Source organism: Ruegeria sp. HKCCA0235A, assembly GCF_013033235.1.
Lineage (GTDB): Bacteria > Pseudomonadota > Alphaproteobacteria > Rhodobacterales > Rhodobacteraceae > Ruegeria.
The window spans coordinates 182,948-204,534 of record NZ_WQDQ01000003.1; the positions used below are offsets into that span (position 1 = coordinate 182,948).

At 59.8% G+C, this 21,587-nt stretch carries 18 protein-coding genes; 6 read left to right on the forward strand and 12 right to left on the reverse strand.

Annotated elements, in window-relative coordinates; all coding sequences use genetic code 11:
• The first annotated feature begins 160 nt into the window (after positions 1 to 160).
• From lpxC to GOW56_RS07020, 4 genes are all read left to right on the forward strand, one after another.
• Positions 161 to 1,081, forward strand: coding sequence for a UDP-3-O-acyl-N-acetylglucosamine deacetylase (lpxC, locus tag GOW56_RS07005; RefSeq protein ID WP_171205425.1), 921 nt, complete (start codon positions 161 to 163; stop codon positions 1,079 to 1,081).
• A 126-nt stretch (positions 1,082 to 1,207) separates the two neighbouring features.
• On the forward strand, positions 1,208 to 2,071 hold the full coding sequence (locus tag GOW56_RS07010) for an outer membrane protein assembly factor BamD (RefSeq protein ID WP_171114936.1): 864 nt from the start codon (positions 1,208 to 1,210) through the stop codon (positions 2,069 to 2,071).
• A 36-nt stretch (positions 2,072 to 2,107) separates the two neighbouring features.
• On the forward strand, positions 2,108 to 3,757 hold the full coding sequence (gene recN, locus GOW56_RS07015) for a DNA repair protein RecN (protein WP_171205426.1): 1,650 nt from the start codon (positions 2,108 to 2,110) through the stop codon (positions 3,755 to 3,757).
• 100 nt (positions 3,758 to 3,857) lie between these two features.
• Positions 3,858 to 5,543 (forward strand): chloride channel protein, encoded by a 1,686-nt coding sequence (locus GOW56_RS07020; RefSeq protein ID WP_171114940.1) that lies wholly within the window; start codon positions 3,858 to 3,860, stop codon positions 5,541 to 5,543.
• Positions 5,544 to 5,546: 3 nt separating this feature from the next.
• Here the strand turns inward: GOW56_RS07020 and GOW56_RS07025 are convergent, their stop codons facing one another.
• From GOW56_RS07025 to cobS, 5 genes are all read right to left on the reverse strand, one after another.
• Positions 5,547 to 6,914, reverse strand: a complete 1,368-nt coding sequence (locus GOW56_RS07025; RefSeq protein WP_171205427.1) for a DUF3179 domain-containing protein — start codon at positions 6,912 to 6,914, stop codon at positions 5,547 to 5,549.
• Between the two features lie 91 nt (positions 6,915 to 7,005).
• Positions 7,006 to 7,347, reverse strand: a complete 342-nt coding sequence (locus GOW56_RS07030) for a DUF427 domain-containing protein (RefSeq protein ID WP_171205428.1) — start codon at positions 7,345 to 7,347, stop codon at positions 7,006 to 7,008.
• Positions 7,348 to 7,410: 63 nt separating this feature from the next.
• A complete protein-coding gene (locus GOW56_RS07035; protein ID WP_171205429.1) occupies positions 7,411 to 9,201 on the reverse strand; it encodes an aminopeptidase P family protein in 1,791 nt (596 codons plus the stop codon).
• 150 nt (positions 9,202 to 9,351) lie between these two features.
• Positions 9,352 to 11,229, reverse strand: coding sequence for a cobaltochelatase subunit CobT (cobT, locus tag GOW56_RS07040; protein ID WP_171167240.1), 1,878 nt, complete (start codon positions 11,227 to 11,229; stop codon positions 9,352 to 9,354).
• 121 nt (positions 11,230 to 11,350) lie between these two features.
• The gene (cobS, locus tag GOW56_RS07045) at positions 11,351 to 12,337 is read right to left on the reverse strand and encodes a cobaltochelatase subunit CobS (protein ID WP_152458642.1); all 987 of its coding nucleotides are present in this window, start codon (positions 12,335 to 12,337) and stop codon (positions 11,351 to 11,353) included.
• A gap of 691 nt (positions 12,338 to 13,028) precedes the next feature.
• On the opposite strand from cobS, the gene GOW56_RS21770 reads away from it, so the two are divergent.
• Entirely contained in the window at positions 13,029 to 13,679 is a 651-nt protein-coding gene (locus GOW56_RS21770) for a Hint domain-containing protein (RefSeq protein WP_256369155.1), read from the forward strand.
• A gap of 160 nt (positions 13,680 to 13,839) precedes the next feature.
• On the opposite strand, the gene GOW56_RS07055 is transcribed toward GOW56_RS21770, so the two are convergent.
• Together GOW56_RS07055 and GOW56_RS07060 are read right to left on the reverse strand one after the other, a co-directional pair.
• Positions 13,840 to 14,394 (reverse strand): hypothetical protein, encoded by a 555-nt coding sequence (locus tag GOW56_RS07055; protein WP_371807882.1) that lies wholly within the window; start codon positions 14,392 to 14,394, stop codon positions 13,840 to 13,842.
• A gap of 166 nt (positions 14,395 to 14,560) precedes the next feature.
• Positions 14,561 to 15,187 (reverse strand): J domain-containing protein, encoded by a 627-nt coding sequence (locus GOW56_RS07060; protein ID WP_152458640.1) that lies wholly within the window; start codon positions 15,185 to 15,187, stop codon positions 14,561 to 14,563.
• 107 nt (positions 15,188 to 15,294) lie between these two features.
• Between GOW56_RS07060 and GOW56_RS07065 the strand changes: the two genes are divergently transcribed.
• Positions 15,295 to 15,549, forward strand: coding sequence for a BolA family transcriptional regulator (locus tag GOW56_RS07065; protein ID WP_171167246.1), 255 nt, complete (start codon positions 15,295 to 15,297; stop codon positions 15,547 to 15,549).
• Between the two features lie 13 nt (positions 15,550 to 15,562).
• On the opposite strand, the gene GOW56_RS07070 is transcribed toward GOW56_RS07065, so the two are convergent.
• The 5 genes from GOW56_RS07070 to GOW56_RS07090 all read right to left on the reverse strand — a co-directional run bounded on the left by GOW56_RS07070 (position 15,563) and on the right by GOW56_RS07090 (position 21,581).
• Positions 15,563 to 16,639 carry a PLP-dependent cysteine synthase family protein gene (locus tag GOW56_RS07070; protein WP_171205432.1) on the reverse strand — a complete coding sequence of 359 codons (1,077 nt, stop codon included), beginning with the start codon at positions 16,637 to 16,639 and terminating at the stop codon, positions 15,563 to 15,565.
• A gap of 185 nt (positions 16,640 to 16,824) precedes the next feature.
• Positions 16,825 to 17,244 carry a DUF4177 domain-containing protein gene (locus GOW56_RS07075; RefSeq protein ID WP_171205433.1) on the reverse strand — a complete coding sequence of 140 codons (420 nt, stop codon included), beginning with the start codon at positions 17,242 to 17,244 and terminating at the stop codon, positions 16,825 to 16,827.
• Between the two features lie 80 nt (positions 17,245 to 17,324).
• A complete protein-coding gene (gene pepT / locus GOW56_RS07080) occupies positions 17,325 to 18,581 on the reverse strand; it encodes a peptidase T (protein ID WP_171205434.1) in 1,257 nt (418 codons plus the stop codon).
• Positions 18,582 to 18,728: 147 nt separating this feature from the next.
• Positions 18,729 to 20,240, reverse strand: coding sequence for an Asp-tRNA(Asn)/Glu-tRNA(Gln) amidotransferase subunit GatB (gene gatB / locus GOW56_RS07085; protein ID WP_171205435.1), 1,512 nt, complete (start codon positions 20,238 to 20,240; stop codon positions 18,729 to 18,731).
• Positions 20,241 to 20,321: 81 nt separating this feature from the next.
• Complete coding sequence (locus GOW56_RS07090; protein WP_254447169.1) at positions 20,322 to 21,581, reverse strand: hypothetical protein; 1,260 nt, start codon at positions 21,579 to 21,581, stop codon at positions 20,322 to 20,324.
• Positions 21,582 to 21,587 lie beyond the last annotated feature (6 nt).

Sequence of the window (21,587 nt, forward strand, 5' to 3'; positions counted from 1 at the left end):
TATTAACAGTATCTTGCAGGCATGTAAGCAGGGTTTTGCCGATCTGTTACATACATGTTTCAATCGGTTGCAAAGAGTGAGTTGAGCCTTGACGCGGGCTTCCTTAACTCAGTGTCCAACACGGCCCAAGCAGGCTGGACACTACTCACCGAGGCCCATTTTGCAACATACGCTCAAATCTCCGGTCACGTTTAAAGGCGTCGGGCTGCACAGCGGCAAGCCGGCGACCATGGTCCTGAAACCGGCGGCGGCTGGTCATGGCATCTGGTTCAAGCGGACGGATATTCAACTGGGCGACGCGATGATCCCGGCGATCTACTATGCGGTTGAACGGACCCCGCTTTGTACGCGTCTGGTGAATGATGCCGGTGTATCGGTTTCTACCGTCGAACATATCATGGCTGCATTGGCCGGGTGTGGTGTGCACAACGCACTTGTCGAGATCGACGGTCCCGAAGTTCCGATCATGGACGGCTCCTCGATTGACTTCGTGCGTGGCATTATGGCCCGGGGCGTGCGCCGTCAGGCCAGCCCGGTATTGGCCTATGAGGTTCTGAAAACCGTCACCGCATCCCGCGAAGGCGCGAGCGCCAGCCTTGCGCCCGCTGACGGGCTGATCATCGACTTCCATATCGATTTCGAAGACGGTGCCATCGGTAGCCAGAGCAAAACGCTGGACATGCGCAACGGTTCCTTCGCGCGTGAACTCAGCGATTGTCGCACGTTCTGCCGTCGCACGGATGTCGAGGCGATGCGCGAAAACGGGTTGGCTTTGGGCGGCACGCTTGAAAATGCCGTGGTCGTTCAGGGCGTCGAAGTTCTGACACCGGGCGGTTTCCGCCGGGTCGACGAGGCCGTGCGTCACAAGATGCTGGACGCCTTGGGTGATCTCTATCTGGCTGGTGGGCCGATTTTGGGTCACTTCACCGGAAACAAGTCGGGTCATTCGCTGACCAACACTTTGCTGCGCAACCTGTTCGAAACGCCGGGCGCCGTACGTCCGGTACTGTGCACGCCGGAACAGGCCGCGCGCCTGCCGGGGCAGGGGCTTGTCGTCAACGAAATTCCCGAAGTGGCCTGATCAGATCAACTCTGACGACATTTGCGCCAGAAGTCGCATAAGGCGTTTTGCACCGGAATTTTCTGTGCTAGACCATGGCTCAAATCGGGGCAAACCCCATTAAGCAAGACGACAAGGATGGGCGGTATGGTTGGCAGCAAAGCGGCAGTCAGATTCGCGGGTGCGATTCTTCTGGCAGCAGTTTTGACGGCATGCGGCAACGCCGGCGGCCTTTTTGGCAACAAGGGCGCGGACCGTGAACAGAACCTGGAAGGGTTCACGCCGGAACAGATCTATACCCGAGGTGAATACGAACTGTCGCAGAATCGCTCGGACGACGCGGCGTGGTATTTCTCGGAAGTAGAACGTTTGTATCCGTATTCGGACTGGGCCAAGCGCGCGCTGATCATGCAGGCGTTTTCGTTCCATTCGGACCAGAATTACGAAGAAAGCCGCGCGGCGGCGCAGCGTTATATCGATTTCTATCCGACGGATGAAGATGCTGCTTATGCGCAGTATCTGCTGGCGCTCAGCTATTATGATCAGATCGACGAAGTCGGGCGTGACCAAGGCCTGACCTTCCAGGCGCTGCAATCTCTGCGGACCGTGATCGAGGTCTATCCGGACAGCGAATACGCCACATCGGCGGTTCTGAAGTTCGATCTGGCCTTCGACCATCTGGCGGGCAAGGAAATGGAGATCGGGCGCTACTACTTGCGTCAGGATCACTATATTGCCGCTATCAACCGGTTCCGTGTTGTGGTCGAAGACTTTCAGACCACATCCCACACCGCCGAAGCACTGTATCGTCTGGTCGAGGCCTATCTGTCGCTTGGCCTGCTGGACGAGGCGCAGACCGCAGGTGCCATTCTTGGCTACAACTACCAGTCCTCGGAATGGTATGACGATGCGTACAAACTGTTGACCTCTCGCGGGCTTGATCTCAAGAGCCGCGGTAACAACTGGCTCAGCACGATTTATCGTCAGACCATCAAAGGTGAATGGTTGTAATCGCGATGGCCTTTGGTCCGGGACGCTGAAGACCACATGCTGCGCGCCCTTGATATCCGCGATATGCTGATCATCGACCGGCTGGAATTGAGCTTTCAGCCGGGCTTGAACGCACTGACCGGCGAGACCGGCGCGGGCAAATCGATTCTGCTGGATTCGCTTGGCTTCGTGTTGGGCTGGCGAGGGCGCGCGGAACTGGTGCGGCAGGGGGCCGCGCAAGGTGAGGTCGTCGCCGAATTCGAACTCTCTGCCGATCATCCCGCACATGCGATTCTGGCCGAAGCCGGTCTGCCGGGGGGCCAGGAACTGATCCTGCGCCGCGTCAACACGGCCGAGGGGCGCAAGACCGCCTGGGTCAATGACCGCCGCTGCTCGGGCGAAGTTCTGCGGGCGCTGTCCGAGACTCTGATCGAACTGCACGGACAGCATGATGACCGCGGTTTGCTGAATCCACGTGGCCATCGGGCGATGCTGGACGAATTCGCACAGGTCTCGGAGCAGCTGACAAACGTGCGAACCGCCTGGGCCGCGATGTCCCGTACCCGCAAGGCGCTGGCCGAGACCGAGGCCGCTCTGGCTGCCGTCCGCAGTGAGGAAGAATTCCTGCGTCACGCGGTCGCCGAGCTTGACCAGCTTGACCCGCAACCCGGTGAGGATGCCGAGCTGGATGCCCGCCGCCGCATGATGCAAGGGGCCGAACGGATTCGCGACGATGTTGCGCGTGCCTTTGCCCTGTTGTCCGGGGACGGGGCGGAAGGGGCCATGTCCGACGCCATCCGCTGGCTGGAAGGCGTCTCGGACAATGCGGGCGGCCAGTTGGAAGAACCGATAGCAGCGCTCGGGCGCGCGATGATCGAGTTGGGCGAGGCGCAGGATGGCGTGAATGCCTGCCTTCAGGCGCTGGACTTCAACCCGGCAGAATTGGAACAGGCCGAGGAACGCCTGTTTGCCATCCGTGCGCAGGCCCGCAAACATGACGTGGCCCCGGATGATCTGGGTTCGTTTGCCGACACTCTGCGTGACCGGCTGAACCGGTTGGAGGCAGGGGATGCCGACCTGGCAGACAGGCGAGCAGCCGTGTACGCGGCGCAACAAGCCTACGACGCTGCCGCAGCCGACCTCAGCGCCGCGCGCAAGGCCGCCGCCGGGCGGCTTGACGCGGCCGTCATGGCGGAACTGGCCCCGCTCAAGATGGAACGCGCCGTATTCCAGACCGAGATCACCCCGGCCGAACCCGGCCCCGAAGGCACCGACGCGGTGGCCTTCACCGTGGCCACCAACCCCGGTGCGCCGGCGGGGCCGCTGAACAAGATCGCCTCGGGGGGTGAGCTCAGCCGCTTTCTGCTGGCCCTCAAGGTCTGCCTGTCTGGCGACGACAGTGCCCGGACGATGATCTTTGACGAAATCGATCGCGGTGTCGGTGGGGCAACCGCCGATGCGGTCGGGCGCAGGCTGGCGTCGCTGGCGCAGGGCGGGCAGGTTCTGGTTGTCACCCATTCCCCTCAAGTCGCCGCACGGGCGGCGCATCACTGGCGGGTGCAGAAACAGGTTACTGACGGACAAACCCTGTCCACCGTCATTCCTTTGGCCGAACCGGATCGGGTGGACGAGATCGCGCGCATGGTGGCCGGCGACACCATCACCGAAGAAGCCCGTGCCGCCGCCCGGGCTCTGTTGCAGGCCTGATGCGGCGATGGCGTGAATTGGTGCTCACACTGTCGCTATCTCACTTTTATATGGGCGCTCCGTGGCTTACTAAGGGTTAAGTGATGATCCCCGAGGGCCAATGACCCAATCGACCCGCACCGTTCTGCGCAACCAGTTCAATCAGGCTCTGGCCGCGATCAAGGATGCGTGGCGGGTCATGCTGCGCCGGGGGCCAAGCCAGATCCAGTTCTGGTTCATTGCGCTGGCCATCGGGATCGCGGCCGGTTTCATGGCGCTTGGCTTCCGCAAGGCCATCCGCGCGCTGCAAGCCTATCTTTACGATACCGATGACATCCTGCTGCTGCACAGCCACGCCGAGAAACTGCCATGGTTCATGGTTCTGATCATTCCCATCTTCGGTGGCCTGGTCGTCGGCATCATCCTGAACCGGTTCACCAATGACGGCCGCGTCCGGTCGGTTGCCGACGTGATCGAAGGTTCGGCCATCACCGACGGGCGGGTCGAGGTCAAGGCGGGCATCGCGTCGTTCTTCGCCTCGCTCATCACGCTCAGTTCGGGCGGGTCAACAGGCCGCGAGGGGCCGGTGGTGCATATGGCCGGAGTGATTTCCACATGGGTCAGCAACCGCATACACGCGGACGGGATCACGGGACGTGACCTGTTGGGATGTGCCGTTGCCGCGGCCGTGTCGGCCAGCTTCAACGCCCCCATTGCGGGGGCCTTGTTCGCGCTCGAGGTCGTGCTGCGCCATTTCGCCGTTCACGCATTTGCCCCGATCGTCATCGCCTCGGTCGCGGGAACGGTGATCAACCGGCTGGAATATGGCGACGTTACCGAGTTCACGCTGGAGACGCCGGGATCGCTGCAATTCTATGTCGAGCTTCCGGCCTTCCTGATCCTGGGCCTGATCTGCGGACTTGTCGCGCTGCTGCTGATGCGGTCGATTTTCTTTGCCGAGGATATTGGCAGCCATATCCAGAACCGCCTGTCGATTCCGGCCTGGCTGCGCCCTGCGGTGTCCGGGGCGATGCTGGGGCTGATGGCGATCTGGTTTCCGCATATCATCGGCGTGGGGTACGAGACGACAATTCGCGCCCTGACCGGTGATCTGGTGCTGACCACTGCCATCCTGTTTGCGGTGATCAAAACGGTCGCGGTGGCGATTACCATGGGCGGGCGCATGGGGGGCGGGGTGTTCTCTCCGTCTCTGATGGTCGGCGCGTTGACCGGGCTTGCCTTCGGTCTGATCGCCACCGGGTTGCTGCCGGATGTGTCGGGCACGCATACGCTTTATGCCTTTGCCGGAATGGGCGCCGTGGCCGCGGCCGTGCTGGGCGCGCCCATCTCGACCACTTTGATCGTTTTTGAACTGACCGGCGATTGGCAGATCGGCCTTGCCGTGATGGTCAGCGTGTCCATGTCCACGGCCTTGGCCTCGAGACTTGTGGACCGGTCTTTCTTCCTGACCCAGCTGGAACGGCGTGATGTCCACCTGGCCGCGGGGCCGCAGGCTTATCTGCTGGCAATGCTTCGCGCCGGAGCCGTGATGCGCCCGCTTGGGGATCCGCGGTCGATCACGAAGGAAGAGGCACAGGGGCTGATCGACCAGGGCCTGTGCATTCAGGCCAGCGCCACGCTGGAAGCCGCCATGCCCTATTTTGATCGTGACGATATCCCCTGCATTCCGGTTGTCATTCTGGAAAACGACGGCTCTGAAACACCGGTTGGGGCGCTCTATCACGTCGATGCGCTCAAGGCATATAACAGGGCGCTTGCGGCCACGGCTGCCGAAGAGCATTCCTGAGTTTCACTCACCATACACGCTGGCTTCATCGCCCAGATAATTGTCCCACGCAAACCAATAGGAAACATGACCGGCGACTCGTGGCAAACGCGTTCCATCCGGCCCGATCAAAGCCTCTTCCGTGACGGTCCAACCGTTCCCCGCGCTATCCTGCAACCCGCCTTGCGTCGCCCGGAACGCATGCGTTTTTCGCTCATAGGCCCGCACGCTGCGCTCTTTGGGATCGCCAATCAGAACCAGAGGTGTCCGACCGATTGCATCGTTGATCACCGGTTTGCCCTTGAACGCATCCAGAGGCCAGGCGCGGGCTGCACCAAACTGGCGCACGGCAAAGACGTAATCCTTCTGCCGATGCCGGGACTGATCCACAACCGCCGGGAACATCAGCTCGCTCGAGGCGAAATAGTCGCGATAAACCACCCCTGATCCGTAATTGCGCCGATGCCCGGTGTTCAGCGACAGAACACGGGTTTTGGGATGCGAGGTCCTCCAGCTGTCCCATGTCGTGATCACCACAGGGCGCTGTTTCAACGTGATGCCGCTGTTCGCCAAAGGCCCCACAACAGGCCTGCCGGTATACTGGTTCCACAGCGAATGCGTCTCTCGGTCAAACATCAGCTTGTTCGAACGATAGAGGAAACCTGACGACCCGAAAATGAACGGCTTTCGCCGCCCCGCCACCTGGGTTTCAAACAGGATGCCCGACCCGCAAAGCGTGCAATAGGCCAGCGCCACGGGCACGCCGCCGATCACCTCGTTGAACATCTCGTGCCAGCCCATGATCCGCAGGGGATAGGCGCGCTCATCCCCGTTGATGGCCGCGCCGAATACCAGATCATCGCCCTTCAGATACCCCGCATTCGAAGCAGAGATCAGGGTGGGATTGTCCAGAGACGGAATGCCATCCTTGTACACACCGCCCCAGGCGATCTCTTCCAGGCGGATCTTCATCTTGTCGCGTTGCAGATATTCGGGCCGCAGGAACAGATCGAAGTTCGGGTCGATCCCCAGAAGAACCTCGCGCTTGAACGGGATCAACGACGGATGAGGGACAATCTGCGGGTTTCGTTCTTGCCACAGCTTCCACTCGAACCAGTCATTGCCGTGCCGTTGCCCGGTCAAGGCCTCCATCACCTCGACAATCTCATCCCGTCGCCTGTCGGCATAACGCATCGCAGTCAGCAACCCGGCCACGACATCCGGCTGGCCACGGTCCTTCAGATACGCCATCTGCGCCTCAAACGCGGTCCGACGCCCGCTCAGCGTGCTGCGCAACGCGTCCAGAACCGGATCCTGCTGCGCCCACAGCACACCGGGTGCCATTGCACCAGCCCCGATCATCCCAGCAAAACCGCGACGTGACATCGACATGGAAGCCTCCGGTGTTACCCCGGAGCAAGTGTGCCGCAAATGCCGTTCACGTGCATGCCACAGCTGCGTGAGGTGGGCGCGGGGGCTGGCGTTAGATCTGCTCCACCTTCACCGATTCAGCCGGGTAGAATGCCAGATGGTCCTTGATCTCGGCCACTGCCTGAATCGGATCCTCATAGCTCCAGACCGCGTTGTCTGTCACGGATGACTTGTTGACGATGGAAAAATGCGTCGCGTCGCCCTTGCCGGGGCAGTGGGTCACCTTGTCGGTCCGATCCAGAAACGCCATCGCAACATCGTTGCGCGGGAAATAGATCACCGGATCCTTGTCGCCTTCAAGCAGTTCCAGCGCGTTGTTCGTTTCGCCCAGGATCGCACCGCCCGAGCGGACGGTCCATTTGCCCGGCGCTTTCCGGATCGTGATCTCAGCCATTCCTCTTCCTTCCGTCGTCGTATCAGGGCCACCCCTCTGCCTGTTTTATGTAACAGACCAGTGTCAGATTGGGGCAGTTGCGGCATCCAACCACAGTTGTGCGTCATGTCCCAGCCTTGGGCGAATTTTTTCCGCAACGTCGCGGTGATAGGCATTCAGCCAGTCGCGTTCGTCGGTCGTCAACATATCGACCATGATCAGTCTGCGGTCAATCGGTACATAGGTCAGCGTGCGCCAGTTCAGCATCGCGCGTTCGGCATCGCCACCGGGAAGCAGAGGAGCGTCTTCCACCACCACAAGGTTTTCGATGCGGATGCCAAAGGCGCCTTCCCGGTAATACCCGGGTTCGTTTGACAGGATCATGCCGGGTTGCAGCGGTACATGGCTGACTTTGGACAGCCGTTGCGGCCCTTCATGCACGCTCAGATAGGCGCCGACCCCATGTCCGACCCCATGGTTGAAATCCTGTCCCGCAGACCACAGCGGCACGCGGGCCACACATTCGATATCCCGCCCGGCAAGGCCCGCAGGCCAACGCAGCATCGACATGGCAATCATGCCCTTCAGCACCCGGGTGAAGCAGGTTTTTTCCTCGGTTCCGACGTCACCGATGGCGATGGTTCGGGTGATGTCGGTGGTGCCGTCCAGATACTGCCCGCCACTGTCCAGCACCAGAATATGGCCTTTTTCCAGGCGACTGTCGGTCTCTTCCGTCACGCGGTAATGCATGATCGCGCCGTTCGGACCCGTGCCTGCAATGGTATCGAACGAGATGTCCTGAAGCGCATTGTCCTTGCGCCGGTTTTCTTCCAGCCGGGTGACAACCTGTGTTTCGGTCACGCTGCCCGGGGCTTGCTGGTCCAGCCAGCATAACGTTTCGATGACCGCCACCGCATCGCGCAAATGCGCCTCGGCGCTGCCTGCGATTTCAGCCGCATTCTTGCAGGCTTTGGGCAGGGCGCAGGGATCGCCGCCATCCGTCATCGCGTCACCCAGCGCATCGGCCACGATCTGAGGTACCGAAGCGGCATCCACCTGCACCGGACCGGCCAGAGCCGCAACCGCATCCAGAAAATCGCCCACAGCGCGCAAGGTCACCTGAGAACCCAGATGATCCCGTACCCCGGCCAGTTTTTCTGCCGCCATGAACAGATCGACCTGACCTCCTGCATGAAGAATGGCAAAGCCGTGGGCCACCGGGTTATAGGCGATATCCGACCCACGGATATTCAACAGCCACATGATGGAATCCGGCAGGGTGATCACCGCTGCCTTGTGCCCGGCCCGTCGAAGGTCTTCGGCCAGACGGGCGATCTTGCTGTCCGCACCTTCCCCGGCAAATTCGATCGGATGCGCCTTGACCGGGTTCATCGGCGGTGCGGGTTGATCGGCCCAGATCCGGTCCACAAGGTTTTCGCATCTCACCAGTTCGATGCCCGATCCTTCCAGATCACTCAATGTGCCGGAAATCTGCCCTGCCGCATGCAGCCACGGGTCAAAACCGATCTTGCCGCCGTTGGGCAATTGCTGTTTCAGCCAGGCGCTCAGGCATACCTCGGGCCAGGGGACCGGGGTGAAATCTGCGGCAACTTGTGCCTTGACCTGGGTGCGATACCGCCCGTCGATGAAAACTCCGGCCACGTCGCGCAGGGCGGCGCAAAACCCGGCCGAGCCCGTGAACCCGGTCAGCCAGGCCAGACGTTCATCGCGCGCTGCGACATACTCTCCCTGATGCGCATCCGCCCGCGGAATCAGAAACCCATCCAGCCCTTCTTGCACCATCTGTTCGCGCAAGGCGGCCAGCCGCGGTGGCCCCTGTTCCGGGCGGGCGGTCACTTCGAAGGATTGGAACATGGGCGGCCTCATTCACATCATTTGAGCGTGACCCTGAGGCGCATTTCAAAAAATGTCCAGACGGGAACACCCCGCCTGAACAAGCCGATGATCAGCAACGAAAAACACGTCGCCCTCGGGGAAATGCGCCCGCCGGGCAGAAGATCAGCCTCAGCCGGCCTTTCTCATCCCCATGACCCGCGCCCGCGCCCGCGGGTCACTGTCAAACAGAGCTGCCAGTTGTTCGGTCATCGCGCCGGCCAGTTGTTCGACATCGGTAATCGTCACCGCCCGGTCGTAATACCGTGTCACGTCATGGCCGATGCCGATGGCCAAAAGTTCGACCATCTTGCGTTTTTCGACCATCGCGATCACGTCGCGCAGGTGTTTTTCCAGATAGTTGGCCGGGTTCACGCTCAGTGTCGAATCATCGACCGGCGCACCGTCCGAGATCACCATCAGGATCTTGCGTTGTTCGCGCCGTGCCAGCATCCGGCGATGTGCCCATTCCAGGGCTTCTCCATCGATGTTTTCTTTCAGCAGGCCCTCTTTCATCATCAGACCCAGATTGGGCCGCGCGCGACGCCAAGGGGCGTCCGCGCCCTTGTAGATGATGTGGCGCAGGTCGTTCAAACGGCCCGGCTGTTGCGGGCGTCCGTCGTTCAGCCATGCCTCACGTGCCTGACCGCCTTTCCACGCCCGCGTGGTAAAGCCCAGAATTTCGACCTTTACATTGCACCGCTCCAGCGTTCGCGCCAGAACATCGGCACAGATGGCGGCGATTGAGATCGGACGACCCCGCATCGACCCCGAATTGTCCAGCAGCAGCGTCACCACCGTGTCGCGGAACTCGGTGTCCTTTTCGACCTTGAAGCTCAGCGGAGTGGTGGGGTTCGCGACCACACGTGCCAATCGACCCGCGTCCAGAATGCCTTCCTCGCGGTCAAACTCCCAGCTGCGGTTCTGCTGCGCCTGCAAGCGGCGTTGCAGCTTGTTGGCCAGACGCGATACCGCCCCTTTCAAGGGCTCCAGCTGCTGATCCAGATAGGCCCGCAGACGTTCCAGCTCGGCCGGTTCCGCCAGATCCTCGGCGGCGATCTCTTCGTCATGGGTGTCCAGATAGACCTTGTAATCCGGATCCGCTTCGGATGCGGGCGGCGGGGCAGGCGGCTCCAGCGGCGCCTCGCCATCCGGCATCTCAGCCTCGTCACCCATCTCGTCTTCGGCCATTTCGTCCATCGAGACCTGGGCCTGAGACTGATCCTGCTGCTCTTCCTGCGTCTGCTCAGGTGTTGCGTCCGCGTCCTGTTCGTCCTGATCATCCTGACCGGTGCTGTCGGGATCGGGCTGTTCTTCGGCGTCTTCCTCGGCCTGGTCTTCCTGCTCGTCGTCCAGCTCATCGGGGTCATCCCCAAGCTGGTCGCCATATCCCAGATCCTTGATCACCTGACGGGCGAATTTGGCAAACTCCGCCTGATCCGAGAGAATCTCGTCCAGATTCTCCAACGTCCCGCCCGCTTGCTCTTCGATGAATCCACGCCACAGGTTCATTATGTTTTCGGCAGCAGGCGGAAGATCACGCCCGGTGGCCAGATGCCGGATCAGGTAGCCTGCCGCAACCGAAAGAGGTGCATCGGCGGGTTGCTTGCACTGATCATACCCACGCCGGATTGCTTCATGCCCGATCTTGACGTCAATATTGCTGGCGGTGCCCGGCATGTCCCGCGCGCCCATCGCCTCGCAGCGGGCGGTCTCCATCGCCTCGTACAGATCCCGCGCCATATCGCCCGGGGGCGCATAGCGCGCATGGGTCGCGTCGTCATGATACTTGCGATGCAATGCCAAGGCGTCCGCCGTGCCACGCGCCAACAGCACCTCTTCACGCGTCATCCGACGCGAGACCTGAGGCAGCCGCATCGACTCGCCCGTCATGCCCGAAGGGTCCACTGTATAGGTCACCGACAGTTCGGGATCATCAGCCATGACCTTGGTGGCCTCGGCCAAGGCCTTCTTGAACGGATCGGCGGGGTTGTCGTTCTTCTGTGCCATGTCCTTAAGCCCTCATAGTACTGGCCTGCCCGGCGTCGAAAACAGTAACGGATCCGTCTTCATCTGGCCAAAAATATCCCCGCCGGAGGCATTGCGCCCGCTCCGGGCGCAATTCGGGTGCTTACCCCAAGCTCGCACTCGCGGCGCTTTCAGGCAACTCCTCATCGAAGCAGCGCTGATAGAACTCGGCCACGGTCTGGCGCTCCAGCTCATCGCATTTGTTCAGGAAGGACAGGCGGAACGCATAGCCCACGTTGCGGAAAATCTCGGCGTTCTGAGCCCAGTTGATGACGGTCCGCGGGCTCATGACGGTGGACAGATCGCCATTCATGAAGGCGGTCCGTGTCAGGTCGGCGACGGTGACCATCTGGCTGACGGTCTTGCGGCCCTCGGCGGTGTTATAATGCGGCGCTTTCGACAGAACGATCATCGTCTCGGCGTCGTGGCTCAGATAGTTCAGGGTCGACACCAGCGACCAGCGGTCCATCTGCGCCTGGTTGATCTGCTGCGTGCCGTGATACAGGCCCGTGGTATCGCCCAGACCGACCGTGTTGGCGGTGGCAAACAGGCGGAAATTCGGGTTCGGGGTGATGATCTCGTTCTGATCCAGCAGGGTCAGCTTGCCGTCATGCTCCAACACACGTTGGATCACGAACATCACGTCTGCGCGGCCCGCATCATATTCGTCGAATACGATGGCAACCGGGTTGCGCAACGCCCAGGGCAGGATGCCTTCGTGGAACTCGGTCACCTGCTTGCCGTCGCGCAGTTTGATCGCGTCCTTGCCGATCAGGTCGATCCGGCTGATATGGCTGTCGAGGTTCACACGCACGGCGGGCCAGTTCAGACGGGCAGCGACCTGTTCAATGTGGGTCGATTTGCCGGTGCCGTGATAGCCTTGGATCATCACACGACGGTTATGGGAAAAGCCCGCCAGAATCGCCAGCGTGGTCTCCGGATCGAACTTGTAGGTATGATCGATCACCGGCACTCGGTCGCTGCGCTCGGCGAAACCCTTGACCGCCATGTCGCTGTCAATGCCGAACACGTCACGGACCGAGATATCCTCGGTAGGTTTTGCGTTGATATCGATCGATCCGTCAGCCATGCGCCTAGTCCTTATCCTTTGGCCCGTTCACCGGGTATGAACCCGTGTGTGGTGCAACATATTGCGGGCAAGGGCAAGGGAAAGCGAAAGGCGCCCAGAGGTGCGCATGTTTTTCTTGCAAACTGGCCCTATCGTTGCGCGTGGGGTGTCATTCCAGATTGATGACCCACGCTACGATTTGGCACCTCGCGTTAACAAGCTTTGAGGCCGATTGCGCATAACCCAGAAGTCCTCGGTGAAAGGCTGGCAACAACCTTTGCGCCTCGTTCAAATGCAAACATTAACATACTATCATTGAAATGCTTCTTCGGCGCGTTAACATGACTTTTAAATGTGGTTTTTGGCGTTCTTTGTGAGTTTGTGAGGTCTGTGGTGTTCTGTTCAGTCAACACACGGAGGGAACATGTTCGTTGCGAGTTTCCTTTTGGTCCAACCTGCTTAACGGACACAACGTATGTCGTTTGATGTCTTACTTCATTCGGTCAACACAAGCGGGCAAGGCGACTTGATCGTACAAAACAGGACCGAACCAGCCATTGTCTCGGGTCAAACAATTTCGATCAACGGTGGTCCGTTCCTACCCTATACATACCTTGGTCAAGGTAACTACAAAGGTACCGGGGAATCTGGCGAATTCATTCAGGTCGGTACTGGCACCTATGCCTGGGACACCAATAACCCCACCGGGCCAATGACAACCGGAAACTGGCAAATCACAACCGGAGATCTTGATCCGAACAATCCGCCCTGTTTTGTTGCTGGAACCCTGATCGAGACCGAAACCGGTCCCCGTCCGGTTGAAAACTTGGCGATCGGTGACAGAGTTTGCGTGTCAGGTGGAAAAACACTGCCGATTTTGTGGATCGGGAAAAAAGTGCTGAGTGCACAAACACTGGCTTTGCAACCAAAATTTAGACCCGTTCGCATTCGGCGCGACGCGATTTGCAAGGGTCAACCCAACCAGGATGTTTTTGTGTCCCCGCAACATCGGATCATGCTGGAAGGCTGGCGCGCCGAGTTGTTGTTCGGACAAGATCGGGTCTTTGTTGCGGCAATCCACTTGGTGAATGACGGAACAATTCAGCAGGTGCACACAGGTGAAGACATCACATATTACCACATTGCCTGCTCTCGACACGCGGTACTGCACTCGCAGGGGTTACGCAGTGAAAGTCTTTTTCTGGGCGACACAGCGCTGAAGTCTTTCAGTCGTGAAGACGTCGAAGAACTGCTCGCACTGTTCCCCGAATTGCGTGACGGCACCGCAGAGTCGCAGCAAACTCGCTTAAGCTGTTTGAAGCGCCGGGAAGCAATTGCATGGCGAAGCTCATACCCGGACTAAAGCGCGAATAGTTGTAATCCGAACCGCCCCTGGTTTGATCCCTGGCCTCAACAAACCCCTTCAAATGTGTTCTCTCGGAACAGTTGCCTTAGGCAATTTCTCAGTGCAGCACCGTTGTGATGGCCTTACACATCTGTGCCTTGGGTCAACTGTTGCTTGGCTATAGCGAAAACCAAAGTTCGTCTTTGCGAAAGCCACCTTTTACCAGACGATCCGCGTTCAACACATCCGGAAACTCGTCTACCCAATCCCGAAACCGGTCATTTGTGACGATGCGTGCCTTGCTATCCCGCGCCGCCTTCAAGATCAGCGGATCCGCAGGTGTCCCTTTGGGGGCCACCATGACCTGCTTGGATCGTAGGCCCAGGGCGCGGCTCAGCTTCCGGTCGTCCATATAGTGGCCTTCGACTTTGTACCCGACATTCGCATCGAACATGACGCCCGGTTTGAACCCTGCGCGCTTCAACGTCTCAAGGACCTTCTTCAACGTCTCCAGATCCGGGGAGCCGTCTTTCCAGTGCATGACGTTCGAGCCGTCCACGATGATCCATGTATTTGCCCGGCGCCACCTGAACCAGGCCCGTATGAACAAGATTGCGCTGGCCATCACGCAAATCAGCGCCAAAAGGAACAGCCAATCCGCATCAGTCGGAATGAAGCTGGCAGCGATGAGCCCGCTTAGCGAGACGAGCAACAGGCAAATGGATGTGCGCACGAAACTGATCCCTGGAAACTCCTGTCCCAAATCCTCCATCACTTTCGTGTGGAATGAAACAGGATTCCATACGGAACTTGCGCAGTTTTTTCAGGTTGTGTCGTCTGCGGCACCCAACCATTCAGGCAGAGCGCGCCGCGAACGCAAAGCAGGGAAAGCCGTCCCCTTACTTGAAGTTCCGGCTGTCCTTGATCTGATCCCAGGCCCAGACAACTTCCTGCAACTGCTCTTCCTGCGAGCGGTCTCCGCCGTTCATGTCCGGATGCAGCACTTTGATCAGCTTCTTGTACGCTTTGCGAACCTCGGCCTTGGTCCAGCTGTCATTGGCCTCGAGAATCTCGATCGCACGGCGTTCGGTCGGCGGCAGGCGTCGTCCGCCGCCACCCGTCGTGCGGCCTTTGTTCTGCGTGCTGTTGGCACCAAGAACCTGATGCGGATCCTCGATCCCCAAACGGGCCCAGGCACGTGCTTCGGGGTCGCCCATCGGCTTGGTCTCGCGCTCCCAAACCTTGTCTTTCGAACGCTGTGCGTTCAGCTCGGCTTCGGTGGTGCCGTCAAAGAAATTCCACTTCTGGTTATATTCCCGCACGTGTTGCTGGCAGAACCAGAAATAATCATCCAGGACATCCGGTGCTTTTGGCGCGCGGAACTTTCCCGGCTCTTCACATCCCTCGTGGTCACAGATCCGGACCGAGGTTTCAGAGGCACCCGACATGCCCCGGCGTCCCCGCGGATTCTTCTTTTTGGCGCTGGAAACGGACATATCGAATCCGAAGGGGTCTGATTTCGCCATGCTCTAATCCTCAAGAACGCGTCTTTTCGACTCGGAGGCAGCAGTTTAATCTAAGCAGCCGAAAGTAGAAGAGGGGTGCGGCAATATTTTTGCCGCTAAGCAAAAAAATGAGTGTGACCGACGAGATCCGAACCCGCCTGCAAGCCGCCTTTGATCCGCGCGAGCTTGAAGTGATCGACGACAGCGAAAGCCATAGGGGCCATGCAGGATATCAGGAAGGTGGTGAAAGCCACTTCAACGTTCGTATCCGCGCCAGCGCATTCGAAGGCAAATCCCGCGTCGCCCGCCACCGTGCGGTACACAAGGCGCTGGGCGACATCGTGCCGCGCATCCACGCGCTGGCCCTGGATATCGGCGTCTGAAGACCTTTACGTGTCAACCAGCCTCCATCTGCGCGGACGGCGTAGATGCCGAGATGGCGTATTCCTCTTGTGTCATGACCTCTTCGATTCCCTCGAACAGGGGGGTCGACAAGTATCGCTCGCCGGTGTCCGGCAACATGACCAGTATGACAGAGCCTGCCGGCGCGGATTCGGCCAGCTTCATGGCCACCGCAAAGGTCGATCCGCCCGAAATCCCGGTGAATATCCCTTCTTCGGCTGCAAGCCGGCGCGACCATGCGATTCCTTCGGGTCCGGGAATGGGGATCAGCTCATCATAGTATGAATTGTCGATGGCTTCCTGCAGAACCCAGGGGATGAAATCCGGTGTCCAGCCCTGAATCGGGTGGGGCTCGAAATCGGGGTGGCTTTCGGTCGGCTGATGGTCAGCGTTGCGCGTATTGACGTAACCTGATGATACGATTGCGGCATTTGCCGGTTCGGTCAGGATGATCCTGGTGTCGGGCCGCTCTTTCCGCAAGATACGCGAAACACCCGAAACGGTGCCACCGGTCCCATAGCCCGTCACCCAATAATCCAGCTGTTGCCCTTCGAAATCGGCAAGAATTTCGCGCGCCGTCGTGTTTTCGTGAATAGCGGCGTTGGCAGAAGTTTCGAATTGGCTGGCAAGGAACCATCCGTTTTCCTCGGCCAGTTCCTTGGCCTTGGTATACATGCCGAACCCTTTTTGCGCCTTGGGGGTCAGAACAACCTTGGCGCCCAGAAACCGCATCAGCTTTCGCCGTTCGACCGAGAAGCTCTCGGCCATTGTCACGACCAGAGGGTATCCCTTGGCCGCACACACCATGGCCAGCCCGATACCGGTGTTGCCGGATGTCGCTTCGACAACGGTTTGTCCGGGCTTCAGCCGCCCGTCACGTTCCGCCGCCTCGATGATGTTCAGCGCCAGCCTGTCCTTGACCGAGCCTGCCGGGTTGAAGGCCTCGAATTTCACATAGACGGTCACATGCTCTGGCGCGATCCGATTGACCCGAATGCAGGGCGTGTCACCGACCGTGTCGAGAATGCTGTCATACAGGCGTGTCCGCCCTTGTGTCTGCCGAATAGCCATTTCGATGTCCCTCCAGAATATCCGGCTAACATGCCACAGATTTCCCGAGGGTGTAGCCCTTATTGCTTTCCAATGTGGTTGGGCCGTCCCGGCTCGACTTGACGTATGTCAGAGCGAACACGGATGTCCTGCACAAGGCCACAGGGCATTTGCAATCGTTCTAGCGGTCGTACCAGCCCCCAAGTCTATGTTTTCGAAGGGCCGTTTTCATCAACGGCGTCATCAGACCGCTTCAACGACAGGGGCGGCTCGTCCGATTCTGCGGCAATTGGTTTCGGGGCCTGTACCTCGTCGGGGCCCGGAATCGGCTGGGCCAGCGGGGTGTCATCCATCTCAGGTACTGCGCCGACCCACGAGGCATCGATTTCCTCTTCCACCACGCGGCGGAACACCAGCACATTGCGCCAGTTCGTGGTCGATCCGGTCAGACCCGAGCGTTCCTCGCTGGGCAACAGCTCGGCCCGCTGGTATTCCCAGCCATCCTGACCCATCTGATTCAGCAGTTGCTCGACCGAGACGGCAAAGCGGCCCTCGGCCGTTTTCACGCCTTTGGCTTTGACACCTTTTTGCGGGGCGGGGATGACCTTGTATTCGTAGCGCTTCATCTACTGTTCCTAAATGCGTTTCCGCGCTAACTTAACACGCTGCCCCCCGGGTGAAAGGGCCCTTGCTCATCCGGCGGAATTCAGCTCTGACCATTCGTTTCGGCCTGTGCCGCCTTGGCCACAACCGACAGGCACAGTTCCGTCGCCAGCGCCATGTCCTGCACTGAAATCCATTCCAACGGGCCGTGAACGCATTGCATCCCGGTGAAGATGTTGGGGCAGGGGGTGCCGAATTCGGTCAGGCGGGATCCGTCCGTTCCGCCCCTGATCGGCACCGACAGCGGTTCAACCCCCAGTTCGCGACACGCATCCCGCGCCAGCTCGACCGGAGTCATGTCGTTTTCCAGCCAATACCGCATGTTGCGGTACTGGTGGTTGATGTCGCAGGTGATGGTCGCGCGCGGTTCCGTGGCCTGCACAGCGGCGCAGACCTGCCGCACGATGTTTCGTTGCGCCTCCAGCCCGTCCATCTCGAAATCACGCAGGATCAGCTTGATCTCCATCTCGGATGATCCGCCGTTCATGTCAGTGACATGGATGAAGCCGTCGCGCCCGTCCGTGGTTTCCGGCGTCATGGTGGCCTGAGGCAATGTCTGCACGATCTTTGCCGCCAGATGCGTGGCGTTCACCATCTTTTCCTTGGCCAGGCCGGGATGGATCGAAACACCCTCGATCCGGATCACGGCGCGGTCGGCCGAGAAACTTTCATACTCGATCTCACCCACTTGCTGCCCATCCAGCGTATAGGCAAAATCCACGCCCAGATCCTTGGGAAGTTGTTCCGTGACGCCCCGGCCGATCTCTTCATCCGGAGTGAACGCGATACGAATAGGGCCATGTGGAATATCCTGATTTTCGATCAGGTGCCGTGCCATCGTCATCAGAATCGATACACCTGCCTTGTCGTCCGCGCCCAGCAGGGTTGTGCCCGACGCGGTGATCAGGTCGTGGCCGATCTTTTCGGCCAGATAGGGGTTGTCATCCGGAGAAAGAACCAGATCCGGGTTGTCGGGAAAGGTGATGTCGCCACCGTTGTACCCCTTGATCACCCGCGGCTTGACGCCGGTTGCGTTGAACTGAGGGGCCGTATCGACATGGGCCAGAAAGCCCACGGTCGGCCCCGGCGCCGTTCCGGGAATGGTCGCGACAACAACACTGTCGCCCGTCATCTCAACATCCTGCGCGCCGATCTGGATCAGCTCATCACGCAACAGGTTCAGCATGTCGAACTGGATCTGAGTGCTCGGGGTCGTCGGGGATGTCTCGTCACTTTGACTGTCGATGGCGGCATAACGCACCAGCCGGTCTTCGAGTTCCTGATCAAATGTGCTTTGCATAATACCTCACCTCTCTGTGGCGGAGGAAAGGGCGCGAGCAGCAAGAAGTCAAGCCGATGGCTTGACCCCAAGTCTTGAGATTTCGTGAGAAACCGGCTTGTACAAACCCGCCAAAGATTGCCGGCAGGCTTGTACAAAACGAAAGGTTTACGACCCTAGCTTCTTGCTGACCAGTTCGTTGACGGCTTTCGGGTTCGCCTTGCCGCCGGTGGCTTTCATGACCTGACCCACGAACCAGCCCGCCAGTTTCGGGTTCACCTTCGCCTTCTCGACCTGCGCCGGGTTGGCGGCGATGATCTCGTCCAGCGCGGCCTCGATCGCGCCGGTGTCGGTCACCTGCTTCATGCCACGTTCCTCGACGATCTGCGCCGGGTCGCCGCCTTCGGTATAGACGATCTCGAACAGCTCCTTGGCGATCTTGCCCGAAATCGCGTCCGAGGCGATCAGGTCGATGATCCCGCCCAGCTGCGCGGGTGAAACCGGCGAGTCGGTGATGTCGCGGTCGTCTTTCTTCAGGCGGCCGAACAGCTCGTTGATGACCCAGTTCGCCGCCAGTTTTCCGTTGCGGCCCTTGGCCACTTCCTCGAAATAGGCGGCGGATTCGACCTCGGCGGTCAGCACGGATGCGTCATAGTCGGTCAGGCCGAAGTCATTGATAAAACGCGCCTTTTTCTCATCGGGAAGCTCGGGCAGCCTAGCGGCGATATCATCGACCCAGGCCTGCTCGATTTCCAGAGGCAGCAGGTCGGGGTCGGGGAAATAGCGGTAATCATGCGCTTCTTCCTTGGACCGCATCGAACGGGTTTCACCCTTGTCCGGATCGTACAGACGCGTTTCCTGCTCGACCTCGCCGCCGGCCTCGACGATGGCGATCTGACGACGGGCTTCAACCTCGATCGCTTGCTGGATGAAGCGCATCGAGTTCATGTTCTTGATCTCGCAGCGCGTGCCCAGATGCGAAAAATCCTGTGTTTCCTGATACTTCTCATAGGCGCCGGGCAAACAGATCGAGACGTTCACATCGGCCCGCAGGTTGCCGTTCTGCATGTTGCCGTCGCAGGTACCCAGATAACGCATGATCTGGCGCAGCTTGGCGATATAGGCCGCGGCCTCTTCCGGCCCGCGGATGTCGGGGCGGCTGACGATCTCCATTAGGCAGACACCGGTGCGGTTCAGGTCGACGAAGGACATATGCGGATCCATGTCGTGGATCGACTTACCCGCGTCCTGCTCCATGTGGATGCGCTCGATCCGCACCTTTCGCGCGGTACCGTCGCCCAGTTCGACCAGCACTTCGCCTTCGCCCACGATGGGGTGGTAGAGCTGGGAAATCTGATACCCTTGCGGCAGGTCGGGGTAGAAATAATTCTTGCGGTCAAAGGCCGATTTCAGATTGATATCCGCCTTCAGGCCCAGTCCGGTGCGCACTGCCTGTTCCACGCAGTATTTATTGATCACCGGCAGCATCCCCGGCATCGCCGCGTCCACGAAGGCCACGTTTGAATTCGGCTCGGCCCCGAATTGGGTGGATGCACCCGAAAACAGCTTGGCATTGGATGAGACCTGAGCATGCACCTCCATCCCGATCACCAGTTCCCAATCGTGCTTGGCCCCGGCAATGGTTTTGGGTTTGGGCATTTCGTATGTCAGATCGAGCATGGCGCGCCTCATTTCCGCAGAAGTCTAAGCCTGCGTATTAGGCCCGGGAGGGCCTAGGGGCAAGGGGGAATCCTGTCGTGTTCAGTTCTGGGAAAACCGCAGGCCCGACGGTGTGAATGTCACATCCATTCCGCTGCGCAGTTCTTCCCGGAACAGATCCGAGATGGCGCGCAAGGCATCGCGCTGACCGCGCGCTGCAAATCGTTCGGGCGAGTTTATGCGGACGGAATTGTTGAAACCGTTGGCCGCATGCGCCCAGATCAACGGGTGCAATTCTGTCAGGTGATCGCGGATAAGCCGGTTTGCCGTGTCGCGCATCTGCGAACGGACAAGGTCGGCCTGATCGTTCAGGCCAAATCCGTTCTGGACAGTGATCGCGCAGTAGGATGACAGCATGTTGATCATCTGCTGATCGGGCCGCAGGCGCAGGATATCGCGCAGACCTTCAAGGAAATACTCGATATCGACGCGGGCACAGGCCTCTTCGTCCAATGCAATAGCGTCGAACTGAACCCATGTGTATCCGCCCGCGCCCCAGATATCCTGTGTCCTGGCGGCTGTACGCAAGGCTTGCAGCTCCAGCTCTTCGTAGCTGCCGAACCACCGGGGCAGAAGGTGGCTGCCCATCGCGCGCATGTGGCGCTGATTGCATGGATCCAGCGTGATCAGCCGTTCGTATTCCTCGGCCACCCGCGCGTTGGATTTGCGCTGACCAGCCAGCAGCGCACATCCGGTCGCTGCAATCAGGGGGCTGTCGGGAGCATCCTTTCTGCATTTGGGCAGGATTGCTGCGGCCCGGTCGAAATGCGCGGCGCAGCGTGACCGATGCAAAGGTGGCAGCGTCGCGTCCGAGGCCGTCCCGCGCCATGCCCACGCCAGATCGATATGGGCAAGGGCAACGACGGTGGCGATCATCGGGTCATCAGGGTTGTCCGCCATCTCGCCTTCAAGTTCCGAGATGCCACCCAACAGGTCGTAATCCGAGATGGCCGCGCCATCCGAGAGCGCATGTTCAGCGGCCAGAACAACGTCCGATCTGGCACCGAACGCCAGCAGATCGGCCACCGGCATACCATCTGCAACGGCGGCGCGATCCTGATCAGCCACGCGCATTTCCTGCGACAGCTCTGCCCAGCGGTCCTGCCGGGCGAGGTAGCGGCCATGTTCGATCGTGGAATGTCCGATCAGATCATCGCGGTCGGGCTTTGCAACGGGAATATTGAGCTGACCCTGCTCGGGCAAGGCGGCCGCAAGCGCGGATTTCGTCGCGCACAGGTCTGCTGAAGCATTTGTAGGAGTAGCTGTGGATGGGGCGAACAGTGCCCTTAGCGACCGAAACATGGCGAT